The sequence below is a fragment of the Fodinibius salicampi genome, from assembly GCF_039545095.1.
In the GTDB taxonomy this organism is placed as follows: domain Bacteria; phylum Bacteroidota; class Rhodothermia; order Balneolales; family Balneolaceae; genus Fodinibius; species Fodinibius salicampi.
In genome coordinates, this window is record NZ_BAABRS010000003.1 from 1 (window position 1) to 12283 (window position 12283).

12 protein-coding genes and 5 tRNA genes are annotated in these 12283 nt (G+C 42.6%); 8 read left to right on the forward strand and 9 right to left on the reverse strand.

The window, feature by feature from the left end:
* From ABEB05_RS11105 to queA, 9 genes are all read right to left on the reverse strand, one after another.
* Nucleotides 1-127, reverse strand: a 127-nt coding sequence (locus ABEB05_RS11105; RefSeq protein ID WP_265790948.1) for a GTP-binding protein, incomplete at its 3' end; no start/stop codon positions are given.
* A 61-nt stretch (nucleotides 128-188) separates the two neighbouring features.
* Nucleotides 189-260: transfer RNA gene (locus ABEB05_RS11110), tRNA-Thr, on the reverse strand.
* Nucleotides 261-286: 26 nt separating this feature from the next.
* A tRNA-Gly gene (locus ABEB05_RS11115) sits at nucleotides 287-359 on the reverse strand.
* 60 nt (nucleotides 360-419) lie between these two features.
* Nucleotides 420-502 (reverse strand) — tRNA-Tyr (locus ABEB05_RS11120).
* A 61-nt stretch (nucleotides 503-563) separates the two neighbouring features.
* Nucleotides 564-635, reverse strand: a tRNA-Thr gene (locus ABEB05_RS11125).
* 160 nt (nucleotides 636-795) lie between these two features.
* A complete protein-coding gene (locus ABEB05_RS11130; RefSeq protein WP_265790143.1) occupies nucleotides 796-1416 on the reverse strand; it encodes a DedA family protein in 621 nt (206 codons plus the stop codon).
* Nucleotides 1409-1894, reverse strand: coding sequence for a 2-C-methyl-D-erythritol 2,4-cyclodiphosphate synthase (ispF, locus tag ABEB05_RS11135; RefSeq protein ID WP_265790146.1), 486 nt, complete (start codon nucleotides 1892-1894; stop codon nucleotides 1409-1411). The genes ABEB05_RS11130 and ispF overlap by 8 nt, the downstream gene beginning before the upstream one ends.
* 14 nt (nucleotides 1895-1908) lie before the next feature.
* On the reverse strand, nucleotides 1909-2589 hold the full coding sequence (gene ispD / locus ABEB05_RS11140) for a 2-C-methyl-D-erythritol 4-phosphate cytidylyltransferase (protein ID WP_265790148.1): 681 nt from the start codon (nucleotides 2587-2589) through the stop codon (nucleotides 1909-1911).
* A gap of 9 nt (nucleotides 2590-2598) precedes the next feature.
* Nucleotides 2599-3645, reverse strand: coding sequence for a tRNA preQ1(34) S-adenosylmethionine ribosyltransferase-isomerase QueA (gene queA, locus ABEB05_RS11145; protein ID WP_265790150.1), 1047 nt, complete (start codon nucleotides 3643-3645; stop codon nucleotides 2599-2601).
* 108 nt (nucleotides 3646-3753) lie between these two features.
* On the opposite strand from queA, the gene ABEB05_RS11150 reads away from it, so the two are divergent.
* The 8 genes from ABEB05_RS11150 (at nucleotide 3754) to ABEB05_RS11185 (ending at nucleotide 12276) form a co-directional block, all read left to right on the forward strand.
* Nucleotides 3754-3841: transfer RNA gene (locus ABEB05_RS11150), tRNA-Ser, on the forward strand.
* Nucleotides 3842-4093: 252 nt separating this feature from the next.
* Nucleotides 4094-4618: a hypothetical protein gene (locus tag ABEB05_RS11155; protein WP_265790152.1), complete on the forward strand. Its 525-nt coding sequence runs from the start codon at nucleotides 4094-4096 to the stop codon at nucleotides 4616-4618.
* Between the two features lie 13 nt (nucleotides 4619-4631).
* The gene (locus tag ABEB05_RS11160) at nucleotides 4632-5084 is read left to right on the forward strand and encodes a LytR C-terminal domain-containing protein (RefSeq protein WP_265790154.1); all 453 of its coding nucleotides are present in this window, start codon (nucleotides 4632-4634) and stop codon (nucleotides 5082-5084) included.
* Nucleotides 5085-5090: 6 nt separating this feature from the next.
* Nucleotides 5091-5498 carry a ribosome silencing factor gene (gene rsfS / locus ABEB05_RS11165; RefSeq protein WP_265790155.1) on the forward strand — a complete coding sequence of 136 codons (408 nt, stop codon included), beginning with the start codon at nucleotides 5091-5093 and terminating at the stop codon, nucleotides 5496-5498.
* 46 nt (nucleotides 5499-5544) lie between these two features.
* Nucleotides 5545-5922, forward strand: a complete 378-nt coding sequence (locus tag ABEB05_RS11170; RefSeq protein ID WP_345694285.1) for a hypothetical protein — start codon at nucleotides 5545-5547, stop codon at nucleotides 5920-5922.
* A gap of 2 nt (nucleotides 5923-5924) precedes the next feature.
* Nucleotides 5925-6899, forward strand: coding sequence for a 2-hydroxyacid dehydrogenase (locus ABEB05_RS11175; protein ID WP_265790158.1), 975 nt, complete (start codon nucleotides 5925-5927; stop codon nucleotides 6897-6899).
* A gap of 43 nt (nucleotides 6900-6942) precedes the next feature.
* A complete protein-coding gene (locus ABEB05_RS11180) occupies nucleotides 6943-10830 on the forward strand; it encodes a sensor histidine kinase (protein ID WP_265790160.1) in 3888 nt (1295 codons plus the stop codon).
* A 93-nt stretch (nucleotides 10831-10923) separates the two neighbouring features.
* Nucleotides 10924-12276 carry an MATE family efflux transporter gene (locus ABEB05_RS11185; protein WP_265790161.1) on the forward strand — a complete coding sequence of 451 codons (1353 nt, stop codon included), beginning with the start codon at nucleotides 10924-10926 and terminating at the stop codon, nucleotides 12274-12276.
* Nucleotides 12277-12283: the final 7 nt, after the last annotated feature.

Here is a 12283-nt window from a genome sequence, read left to right on the forward strand (position 1 = left end):
CGCCCCCGTAGTGCTTGGCCATCACCGTCGTGATCGCGGCCGTCAGGGTCGTCTTCCCGTGGTCTACGTGACCTATCGTTCCTATGTTTACATGCGGCTTATTCCGCTGGTATGTCTCTTTTGCCATGATTACAGTGTTTACAGTTAAATGTTTAACATAACATCATTTGACTTCGCAGCGCTTCGTGAGCCGTTAGTCGGATTTGAACCGACGACCCCTTCCTTACCATGGAAGTGCTCTACCCCTGAGCTATAACGGCTTGAGGATGCGAATCCCGTTGGGATGAGCGGGCGACCGGAGTCGAACCGGCAACATTCACCTTGGAAGGGTGACACTCTACCAATTGAGTTACGCCCGCTTAGACCTATATAGAAATCAAAAGCAAACCCCTAACCAAATCCGGCGATGTTTACTTTAGTGGGGGGAGCAGGATTCGAACCTACGAAGGCTTGCGCCAACAGATTTACAGTCTGCCCCAGTTGGCCACTTTGGTATCCCCCCAGGAATACAACAATAAAAACAGTGCCAAAAAATGGCATCTCTTACACCCGATTTTCTTATGAGCCAACGGCCGGATTCGAACCGACGACCGGCTGTTTACAAGACAGCTGCTCTACCCCTGAGCTACGTTGGCTTATCGGGTACCGACCTTGAGAGCAACCCAAGCATTTGAGCTTAGAATCCCCTCCAGTCGAAAGACTCGAAAGCTAAGCACAGTTTTTATTTTTGTCAACATTGATTTAATAAAAATATCTCTATTAGGCTTTAAGTTTGAATACAAATAAAATCAGCCCTTATCTCTTATAATAATAGATTCCAATCCTTATAATGATGTATACTCCAATTCCTGTCAGGATGATTTTACCATACACAGAAAGATATTCACCAATAAGCCGCCAATTCTCGTGCACGATCCACCCAAAAGCCAACAAAATTCCATTCCATAAAATGGAACTGACGCCCGAACATAGTATCGTTTTGCTAATAGGGGTATTACCAAGTCCGGCAGCAAGAGAAATAACTGAACGAGTTCCCGCTAAAAATCGATTGGCCAAAACCACACCTAATCCCCACTTTTCCATCCAGCTTCTAACTTTATGAAGGTATTCAACCGGAATAAAACGCAGAAATCTTACGCCCTTCTGTTTTCGTTCTACAACTCCTCCCCATTTATAACCAATCCAATACATTGTCATGAAACCAATTACCGAAGCAATGGTTGTTAACAATAAAACCGGCACCAGACCTATTACAGATTCAGCCGCTAAGTATCCACCAAAAGCGACAAGCACGTCACCGGGAATGGGGGGCACTACATTCTCAATATAAGCAACTACAAAAAAAACGAGATAGATGCTTAACGGCGGCAAAACTTCAATGAACTGCACCATCTCTTGCGTAAACTGCTCAATCATGATGCTCGTTCTTGATTAGAAGTACAACAGCCCGGCTAGAGATACCTTCCTTGCGCCCCTCAAACCCCTTTCCTTCAGAGGTAGTAGCCTTGACCGAAATTTGATCAAACTTCACTTGCAAATCTTCTGCAATACATTCGCGTATTGACCGGATAAAAGGAGCAAGCTTAGGCTCCTCAGCCACGACCGTTGCATCAACATTTGCAATCTTCCATCCTTCATCCTTTACCAGTTGGTGGACTCTTCTTAATAATATCCTGCTGTCAATGTCTTTAAAATCAGGATTCGTATCCGGGAAATGTTGACCAATATCGCCGAGCGCACATGCCCCCAGCAAGGCATCACAGATCGCATGAAGAAGTACATCAGCATCTGAATATCCCACCAAACCCTTTGAAAAAGGCACTTCCACCCCTCCCAATATTAACGGGCGTCCCTCACTAAGCCTATGTACGTCATAACCATACCCAATTCTCATAACTACATCCTATTCTAGTCGATCATTAGTTTGGCCGTTTCGAAATCCTGTGGATAAGTTATTTTCATATTCATCCGATCTCCCTCTACTATTTTAACTTTTTGACCCATTCTTTCAACAAGCGTTGAATCATCCGTGCCAAGAAATTTATCTTGTCTCGCTTGTTTATAAGCTTTAATTAAGACTTCTCTTTGAAATACTTGTGGCGTCTGGGTTTGCCACATTGCTGTTCGCGGAGGGGTGTTCTCAACATAATGATCTTTAGTAACATACTTAATTGTATCTGTGGCAGGAATGCCAAGCACTGCTGCACCCACCTCGAATGCAGCCTCGCAACAAGCCTCAATATGCTCCTTCTTAACAAAGGGACGGACCGCATCATGGACTATCACAAGGTCAGTCGCGATTATTCGTGATAAGGCATTACTAATAGAATGCTGTCGCTCTTCTCCACCCTCCACGACATCGCCCTGTATTGTATCTGGAAGCAGCGATCCAAGCACCTCCCGGGTCAACTCTATATAATCTTTTGAAGTAACGACCACCACCTGCTTTAATCCTTCAAGTCCCAAAAATCGATGTATCGTCCGCTCCAATATAGAAATACCCTTTAACTCCAAATAAGGCTTTGGAACTTCCTTTTGCATCCGCTTACCGGAGCCCGCTGCAGGTATTACAAGAGTTTTCGTTACCACCGGACAAACTTAGAGAATCAAGATTGAGTCACCGAAGCCGAAAAAACGATAATCCTCTTCCTGCGCTTCTTCATAGGCTTCCATGAGGAAATCATATCCACCGAAAGCAGCTCCGAGCATTAACATGGTAGATTCCGGACGATGGAAGTTCGTAATAACTCCCTCCGTAATTTTAAAATCATAGGGAGGATAAATAAACTTATCGGTCCAGCCGGTCCCCGGCTTGGAAATACCACTTGCCGTAATACTTGTTTCGATAGTTCGAACGGAAGTGGTGCCGCATCCCACTACCTTATTATCCTTGCTCTTCAATGCCTTATTGATCGCATCGGAGGTTTCTTTGGAAATATTATAATTTTCAGAATCCATACGATGCTTTGTCAAATCTTCCACTTCTACCGGACGGAACGTACCCCAGCCGATATGAAGGGTGATAGGCAGCATTTTTACTCCTTTATCTTTCAGTTTTTCAACCAGGTCTTGTGTGAAATGCATCGCAGCAAAAGGGGCAGCTACTGAACCACGCTCTTTAGCAAAGATCGTCTGGTATTGTTCCTTATCTTCCTCTCTGGGTTCGCGATCGATATAGGGTGGAAGGGGCATTTCCCCAATATCATCCAATAACTTATAGAGCTCTTCATTGGTACCTTCATAGAGGAATCGGATAGTACGTCCCCTCGAGGTCGTGTTATCAATAACCTCTGCCATCAGGTCGGGACCAAAATAAAGTTTATTGCCGATACGTATTTTACGAGCAGGTTCAACGAGTACATCCCATAGCATATTTTCGGGAACCAGTTCACGCAACAGGAATACCTCAATATCGGCATCCGTTTTTTCTTTTTTCCCTTTTAGGCGCGCCGGAAACACCTTGGTATTATTATATATTAGTACATCACCTTCATTTAAATACTTATGAATATCCGAGAATTTTTCGTGCTTAATACTTTCATCCTCCCGATCCAAAACCATTAACTTTGCAGCATCACGTGGTTCAACCGGCTCTTCGGGAACGTTAAAATCGTCGGTGTCAAACTTAAAATCGGTTAGTTTCATTATCGAACTACAGCCTTTTATTTGGTTTTATTAAACCGTATTTTTATTGGATTCAAAGCTTTCAAATATACCCTATTTTCATCCGCTGAACAAGTTCGAATTTATGACGGAGGTGTGCCAGAGCGGTCGAATGGGGCGGTCTCGAAAACCGTTGAATCGTTTTTCGATTCCGGGGGTTCGAATCCCTCCACCTCCGCAACTTTTTATAAATAGCGTATATTGGCGTTTGAGTAAATACTTTTTTCCAAAAAAAACTACTTAATATCAAACCATAATTAATCAGTTTTATTTCCGTTATTTTTTCTGAAGAAAACTTATGGCAGCTGTTTCCTAAAAAATATTCGGAATAACACTCTTTATTGTAGAACTTTACTTTATTATACTTAAATTAGTTTCACAGGCGTTATATACGCTTTTGTATAATACTACCGGGTAACTATCAATGATTATGAAAAAGACTTGGATCTTCACCTTTATAAGTACATTTGTTCTTTTATTCATTGGGATGTCTTCAGTAGCAGAAGCCCAGCTTCGTGAGGATGTTAATCGCTCTTCCGCACTCACGGGTTCGGTTATAAAACAAAATCCCAGTAAGGACGCTAATCTGGGAAATCTGTTTAATATGCAGATGGATCATTCCTATTCCATGATGTTCTCAAGTTTTGGAGGACAAATGCAAAACATGAATGCTTATACGAATACCATGCGCTTCTTCTTTTCAGAAGATCTCACTGGTCGGGTTGACTTATCGCTCTTGCACTCCCCATTCGGGAACAACAATTTTATGTCAAATAACAACGGGATGGATACCCAGTTGCTTATTCGTAATGCTGAGCTGAATTATCAAATTAATGAGAACAGTAATATCAGCATTCATTTTCAGCAGTTACCTCAAGACTATGGCTACAGTCCCTGGGGCATGGGCCCGCGATCTCGTCACTCTCTGAACTCCGGCCATTTTATTTTCGACTAGTCCAGCCTAAGGCATGAGCTCAGATAGCAGAGAATCCAGTTCGTTTGTTCTAAATGCTGCCATTGGATTTCTTAGCCTACTTTTAGTACTGCTTGTTTTTGGTCTTTTTACCCGTATTGTTTATCCCCGGATAGAAAACCAACGTAATGAGATAAACACCAATCTAATTGGAGATATTATTCAGCTTGAAGTGCTAAATGGCTGTGGAGTTCCCGGTGTAGCCAATACCTTTACTTCTACACTTCGCAAAAATGGATTTGATGTAGTAGAAACAGGAAATTTCAAGAACTTTGATATGACCAATACGGTTATAATAGCACGGACCATTAATAAAGGTAACGCACTGAAAATTGCTGATGTTCTCGGCGTTGAACCTCAAAATGTTATTGTAGAAGCATCAGAAGATTACTATCTCGATGCGACCGTTGTTATAGGATCTGATTATAAATCTTTAACACTCAACTAATTTTATATGACCAACACCTCTTCTAAAAAAGAACAACAATTTACCAGCGTCAATGACGCCAAAACAGCCGATTCCGAAAAGCTGATTGAAGTCATAACAGAAGCAATGCTCGACCGAAAAGCAGAAGACATTATTGTACTGGATGTTCACAAACTAACTACGCTGGCAGATAAGTTTATCGTTTGCCATGCCAGTACGGATGTTCAAATCAAAGCCATTGCTGATAATATTAATAAGGAGACGCACGAAAATCTGGGCGAAAAAGCCTGGAAAGAAGAAGGACGCGAAAGCCGGCGATGGGTTATTCTGGATTATGTAAATGTCGTTGTACATATCTTTAAAAAGGAATTGCGTGAGTATTATGCTCTCGAACGCATGTGGAATGATGCCCCGGTTCAAAGAATTGAAGAATAATCCTCATTTTTCGATATCGGGCTTATTGTTAACTATTGGATTTTTTATGATCTTTGGGTGCGCTTCTTCAGATCCCAAATTAACTGATTCTTATCCCAATTTAACAGAACTGCAACAGCCCGAGGATACACCACATCAGGAAGGGAAAGTATATATTGATTCGCTGAAGCAAATTACCATTGAAAAAGAAAACGCACTTTTAATTTCCGGCAAACTCGCCGATGGCTGTACGCATCTCCGGACCGTATCTCATCAAGAGACAAAAGATAATTCCCTTCACTTACAAGTTACTGCTTGGCGGCACACTGACAAAATGTGCACCCAAGCACTCGTCCCCTTCTCTTATATTTATCAGGAATTAAGTAATTCCCAAATTATTCACTATTCTGATATTCTCATTAACGGAAAAAAATATTCGATATAGCGATGCCTAAAAAAGTACTGGTTACTGAACCCATTGTCGATTCTGTTATCAATAAGCTCAAGGCCCACTTCTCTGTGGATGTTGGCCAGCGTGGCGATTATAATTCAGAGGAAGCCCTTATTCGCGATATCCCTCAATACCACGCCATACTGCCCATGCTTTCCAACCCAATCACTAGCGAGGTCTTAAAGGCAGGAGAACGCCTACAAATCGTTGCCAACCATGCTGTAGGGTACAATAATATTGATGTTGATGCTGCCCATAAAGAAAATATTTATGTAGCAAACACTCCCGATGTTCTGACTGACTCCTGTGCCGAATTTACGATCGGACTTATATTAGCAGTAAGCAGAAGGCTATTTGAAGCACAGCGCTATCTCCTCGATGGTAAATTTGATGGATGGGAACCACTCGGTTTTTTAGGCAAAGAACTCCAGAGAAGTACACTCGGTATTGTGGGGATGGGCAGAATTGGTCAGGCTGTAGCTCAAAGGGCCAAAGCATTTGGTATGGATATTATTTACCATAACCGAAGCCGATTGGCGCCAGAGACAGAAAATACCTTTGATGCCTCTTACCGGGCTGATATAGAAAGATTAGCCGAAGAAGCCGATATTCTTACTCTTCACTGTCCGCTCACTGATGAAACCAAACATCTTGTGGATAAAGAGGTTCTTTCTTTATTGGGAGAAAAAGCAATATTGGTTAATACTTCTCGCGGTCCCGTCGTTGATGAAAAAGCTCTTGCTGAGGCCCTGCATGATGGGACCATCGGGGGAGCTGCCCTGGATGTATTTGAAGAAGAGCCCAATGTGCATCCCCGTCTCCTGGCAGCACCTAATTGCCTGTTGACCCCTCACATCGCTAGTGCCAGTCAAGAAACACGAGAAGCGATAGGCATGTTGGCTGCTGAGGCTATTATCGGGATTCTTGAGGGACAAGACCCAAATAAAATTCCTAACTTGATTCAACCTTAAATTCGATTCATATTCAAATACCTGATGAATCGACCTTAGTTTTATGAAGACATCTCTGGATCTATCCCGGCTTTACCGTCTTTTAGGATGGGCAATTTTAACTCTTTTATTACTACTTCTTGCTCTCGAGGGATGGCGTTATAGTATCAAGCCATCAGACGCTAACCATCAACAAATCGTAGAACAAAGACTCACGGAATCGGCTCAGTTTTTTGAGAATAAGCAACAGCAATTGCTAAATCGATCTGAGCAGTTGGCTTCCACCCTTCAATCATTACTGCTGCAAGAACATTCGCCTCAAAATATTTACACGCATCTGGATTCATATTCCGATTTTTGGGGAATATCTTTGTACCAGAATGACCAACCTATCGTCTGGAAAGGATTTGCTCCGCCCAACCGAAATGACAATTCTTTAGAAGATCCCCTCGAACCCCAAATAACACTCTCAAAGGAAAACAATACTACTTACTGGGAGGCCTATGTCCCTTTTAATGTGCAAAGAAATGATGATGTCATCTGGTATCAGATGTTCACCAGTTATCGCATAGAACAGACCAATCCATTAGCTATTGGCTCCGCTACTGAATTTAATATCCTCCATTCAGAATCTTCGATTGATTATCCAGTAAACTTTAGCATTTTTAGTTCTCCACCTGATAGTGTAACCCAAACCCAAAAATTAAACAACATTGAGAGAGACTCTATTGGTGTTGTTTATGCTTCTGAGGAGGATCTTCTGCAAAAAAAAGAAGAATGGAATGAAGGAAACAGTTTCTGGCGATCTCTTTTCGCCCTATTCAGTTTTGCAGTCTTCGTCATTGTCTTCTTCAAAGCCGTTGATAAAGTTAGTTGGCTTACCGGACTTCTTCTACAACTCTTTTTTATTAGTGCCGGCTGGTTTGTATTAGCTTATACTGATATTATATCAATCTGGACCCAGATGCTTGTTGAACCTGCGAATGAAGCATGGGCTAAAACTGCAGAACAGCTGGCCTATATATTTACACAGGTATTCTTTGCCCTACTTGCTTCAATCGCTATTGCCCGAAAACTACCATTCTTCAACAGGAAGATAAAAGCCAACTCCTATCTTGCTTCTATTGGTTTAGCCACCTTTGTGGGAGCTATTAATGGCCTTAGTATACCGCTTGTTCTCAATTGGACCTATAACAATATTGTTTCTTCCGGCATCCCGCTATTAGACCTACGCATATTACCAGAATGGAACACGGTTATTATCTATCTTATAGTTGGGCTAACACTTTTGTCATTGGGAATTCTTTTATCTTCCCTTAATCTCCTTCTTTTTCGCTCTACTCTAAATCACATCCGGTTATCAGCAACCATTGTTGTAATAGCTTTTATTATTGGTCTTTTACTAACCCAACTTTTAGTCCTCAATTTCCCCGCCCTCAATTGGATTCTCTATTCAAGTATAGCGGCCTTTGCTATTATTCTATTTATTGCAATTGGCCACGCTCAGAACATTCCAGGGATATCGTCCCTCTCTCCGCTGCGTAACATTGTTATGGGGAGCATATTTATTGCAACCTTGGGGGTACCCATGTTTTACCAATCTTATCTCATACATATCGACGAAGAACTTTTACAAACAGCCCAAAATTATGCGCAGGAAGAAGATCCCCAGGCTAGGGAGTTAACCCGTCAGCTTTTAGTGAATCTTGAGAAAGAGTTTCAAACTATTTCCAACGAAGATATCCTTAATAATCAATCATCAATACAATCTCGGTTCACCCAAAACATTCGTGATTTCCTGGAATCGGAATGGAACACCTATTCGTTTGACCTACAGCTGGTTAGCAGCTCTGAAGAGCTTATTGCAAACTATTCCACCAATCTAAATTCACCAAACTGGATAAATTACTTCAACATCCCTCGACTAAAAATAACTACAGAAATACAACAGATTACCAGATCCAGCATCCAGCCAATTATTCAACAGCCACAGCTCATAAACCAACAGGATTACCGGACTTTTTACAGGGGTTGGATACCCGTTTTTGGATCTTCCGAGTACCAACCGATAGCCTGGATTTTATGCTCTGTTTATAAAGAGCGCCCTCAATTTAATAAGCCAATTCGCGCAGTAATGGCTTCATTAACGTATGAGGACTGGAATAATAACTTCTTGATGCAGAAATACGAGAATGCTCAGTTAGTGAGTGCTACCGACCAGGGTTTTACAGGATATTTCCCTAAGTACCAGCAACTAAATGAGGAAGAGCAGAAAGCTCTCGAAAGCGATTCACTTATTTATTATTACGATCAGGCTAATGAAAACACCTATCGCACATTGTTGTGGAAAGAATCAGATACTGTATCCATTAAAACCAGTTCTGCCCTGCCGGAATATCGACTTATTCTATTCTCTCTTTTCCGTTTCAGCTTTACCCTACTCATTGTAGGTTGCCTAATTACTTTTATTACTCAGCTTATTAATAAGCATCAAACTTCGTTGCTGGGAGAAAATAAGCGCTTTCAGGATCGTATCCTCGATAGTTTCTTACTGGCCACTCTAATCTTTCTAGGATTCTTAATTGCGACTTCACATTATGCTATCAAAAAGCAGAACCAAGAAATTGTTCGACAGGAATTATTTGAGAAGCTTGAGCGGCTTGCGGAGTCTATTCAATCCAGCCAGCTTATGGACAACAATTTTAGTCGCAGCCCCTCATCTTCGCTCGAATCTCTTACGACCCCGTGGAATGTGGATGCTACTTTATATACGGACCACAGCGTAGCTGAAACTACAACACCCCAAATATATCAGCAACACTTACTTCCCGATATCCTACCCTATGATATTTATCATCAAATTTCAGTCCAGCAAAAAAGGGAGGCTTATTCTTCCGTTAATTTGGCGGGACAACCTTTACTTATTGGCTACCGTTCTATTCTGGATGATGAAAATGAAACAATGGGAATTCTTGCCATCCCAACCTTTCTGGAATCGCCTAAATATGATCAGCAACTATTGGAAACCATAAGCTACCTTATTTTAGTTTATATCTTGGTGTTCGGCCTATTTATACTGGGTTCTGCCTTCATTTCAAAATCCTTGACGCGTTCTCTAACCTATATACAACGCGGCCTTAATAAAATATCAGGTGGTAATTTGGATACGACTATTCCGGTTACGAGTCAGGATGAAATCGGTAATCTGGCGAAAGCTTACAATGAGATGGTTCGCAGGCTCCGAAAGCTACAAAAAGAACTCGCCAAGGCCGAGAGAGAAGCGGCATGGAAAGAAATGGCTCAGCAGGTAGCCCACGAAATAAAAAATCCACTTACGCCCATGAAGCTAAACGTTCAACACTTGGAACGACAGCTAAAGACGGGGAAATATGAGGGAGAGGAACTTAAGGCTCACATTCAAAAAATCACGGCTAATCTTATTGAACAGATTCAATCCCTAAGCAATATCGCTTCTGATTTTTCGAAATTTTCTCAACCTATCGAAAAAGATTTTACTTCCGTCAATTTAACTTCAATTCTGGAGTCTGTTGTTCAGCTTTACCAGCATGACCAACAAATCAGTCTTTCTTTTGATGCTCCTGAAGAAGTAGTTTTGGTGAATGGTATTGCAGATGATCTAAAACGTGTCTTTATCAATATCGTTAAAAATGCTTACGAGTCCATTGGAAATAATAAAGGCAAAATTTCCATTTCGCTTTATAGAAGTCAACAAAACGCTTTTGTTGAAATCGAAGACAATGGCAGCGGAATCCCCGAAGAGAACAGGAGTAATATCTTCGTACCCAGCTTTTCCACTAAATCCGGTGGTACAGGACTTGGATTGGCAATTTGTAAAAAAATTATTGAAGCACATGGTGGGAGCATTACATTTGCTTCTGTAGAAGGAGAAGGCACTACTTTTGTCATTAAACTGCCTCAAGTAGATTCCTGATTTTTCTACCCCCGATCCCCTATCTTTTCCTCCACAGTTTTTGTACCATTAGCGCTTCCACAAATATTATTATATTTATATACAATTGAAGCTGTGCTCTCATTTCTAAAAACAGAGAAATATAACCTCCGCAGGGAAGCTGGACTGACGCTCAAAATCGGACTTCCGGTTATCATCGCGCAGCTCCTGCAAATGTCGATGAACTTCGTAGACACCGTTATGGCAGGTAATCTCTCTGCCCAAGACCTTGCAGCCGTGGCGGTGGGTGGAGCCGTTTTTGTACCCTTTATGATGCTGGCGGCCGGCATCCTAATGGCCGTCACTCCTGTCGTCGCCCAATTAGTGGGGGCACGGAATTTCAAGGATATCGGTATCAATGCGCGTCAGGCGCTTTGGCTCAGCCTGTTCCTGTCCATTCCGATCTTTTTCCTGATTCGTAACCTGGAGTTCGTCATGCACTTCCTGGATGTCACCCCCGCCATCATCCCAGTTGCCCAGGGATACCTCAACGCTATTTCATGGGGGGTCTTTGCCGTCTGCGGCTATATGGCCCTTCGCTTCTTTAATGAGGGATTATCGGCTACCCGCCCGGGCATGTATTTCGCCCTGTTGGGTGTTTTTGTCAATGTTATTGGAAACTATGTTTTCATGTATGGCAAGCTGGGCTTCCCCGAGCTGGGGGCACGGGGCTGTGGCTACGCCTCGTCGGTAGTGGGACTCGTGATGTTCCTGGGTATGCTCACTTTTACCATGAATTACAAGCCGTACGAGCGGTTTGATATCTTTTCCTCTTTCCGAATGCCGGACTGGCCCCATCTCAGGGAACTCCTGCGGGTAGGGGTGCCGATCGGACTCAGTTCCACGATGGAAGTCAGCATGTTTGCCTTAGTAAGCCTGCTGATGGGCTCTCTCAGCACGATCGCGGTAGCAGGGCACCAAGTCGCTATCAACTTTGCGGCCATGACATTTATGGTGCCCTTTGGACTTTCAACAGCGATTACCACGCGGGTGGGAAATGCCATCGGCAAAGGGACAATGTATGAAGCGCGGCGACGCGGCTATATTGGTATTTTCCTGGCAACCTTTTTCATGTGTATTACCGCCACCCTCATGTACCTTTTCCCGGACCTCATTGCTGGAATGTATACCCAGGATTCTGCCGTACAGGAAGTGGCTATCAGCCTCCTCTATATGGCCGCTATATTTCAAATATCCGATGGACTTCAAGTGAGCAGCTATGGCGCCCTCCGTGGGCTTAAGGATACTAAAATTCCCATGGTCGTTAATTTTATCGCATACTGGATGGTTGGTCTTCCTCTGGGCTACTATCTTGGCATTGGCAGGAATATAGGTCCGCAGGGTCTTTGGATGGGACTTATCGCCGGGCTGACTATAGCAGCTATCCTTCATAATGTTCGATTTTACAAGCTCACCACACAGCGGTAATTTTCTA